The organism is Corynebacterium sp. HMSC076C10, from assembly GCF_001812455.1.
In the GTDB taxonomy this organism is placed as follows: domain Bacteria; phylum Actinomycetota; class Actinomycetes; order Mycobacteriales; family Mycobacteriaceae; genus Corynebacterium; species Corynebacterium jeikeium_D.
Window position 1 is genome coordinate 1 of record NZ_KV809146.1, and the last position, 1,309, is coordinate 1,309.

The 1,309-nt window shown below is 56.8% G+C and carries 1 protein-coding gene; it reads left to right on the plus strand.

From position 1 onward, the window contains the following. Positions 1–204 precede the first annotated feature (204 nt). Positions 205–1,309 (plus strand): IS1249 family transposase (locus tag HMPREF2857_RS07500; protein WP_070643395.1); only part of this gene is annotated, 1,105 nt, incomplete at its 3' end.

Consider the following 1,309-nt stretch of genomic DNA (forward strand, 5'->3'; position numbering starts at 1 on the left):
GGGTTAAGTAGCAAAAAGTGTGTCTGACTTTCAGCATTACTGCTGATTAGGCTGGGTAAATCGGGCGGATATAAGCATCAAGACCTTATATCCGCCCGATTAGTGTTCAATCCACCGGAATGGCACCCGCATGTGCTAATCGGGGGTTGGTGTGCTTTCCGGGTGAGTAAAAACAGACCACGATGCCCGATATGCGCTGGGCAAATGAAGAAAAACGGAACCACTTCTAAAGGCACAACCAGGTGGCGATGCAAGGACCCGAACTGCGGCAGTTCCACGACACGAACCCGCACCGACCGCACGCAGACCCGCGACTTTAAAGCCTTCGTCTCTTATGCCACCTCCACAGCAACGTTGTCTGAACTCGCCCAGCAACAAGGGGTAAGCCGTTGGACACTTGACCGCCGATTCAAACCGTTCTGGCTCATCGACATCCCCAACGACGGTGACCCACAGCGCATCTACGACCAGATCTTCATCGACGGTACCTACACCGCCGCCGGATGCTTGCTCGTCGCAGCCAGCCACGACCACGTCATCGCATGGCACTGGACCAAACACGAAACCGCCCACGCCTACACGCAGCTACTCCGCAAAATCGCTGAGCCGCTCTGCGTCGTCCTCGACGGCGGACAAGGCGCACTTACTGCGATTAAAGCCTGCTGGCCGAACGCGATAATCCAACGATGCCTCGTCCATGCGCAACGCGTCATCCGCCGCTACACCACATCACGACCACGCACCGACGCCGGCAAAGCCATCTACGCCCTGGCGTTGAAACTGACCCGTATCACCACACTCGACCAGGCACGGGAGTGGACGCTGCGTCTGCACGACTTCGGACAGGTATTCAAAGCATTCCTCAACGAGAAAACGCCCGTGTCAAAAGAGCGCCGCACACTCAACAACCAGTGGGAATGGACCCATCTGCGAGTTCGCAAGGCATACAACTCCCTGCTGCACCTCTCACGGAAAGGATGGCTGTTTACCTACCTGCAGCCACCACCGAATGCGCTTGAGCCTCAACGCTGGGCTTCAACGACAAACAGTCTGGAAGGCGGCATCAACGCCGGGCTCAAACGCATCGCCGACGCGCATCGCGGCAGGTCCGGGGAACGCCAACGAAAAATGCTCGAGTGGTACCTGCACTCGAAAACGCAACTGCCTGACGACCCATTAAAGATCGCCAGGCAGTGCAATTTCGGCCAAGATCAACTCGCCAAAGTCAACGATCTTGTCGAAGAAGACCACAACAAAGCCGACCATGAAACAGGCCGACCAGCCTTCTACGACAACGCTATCCCAACCG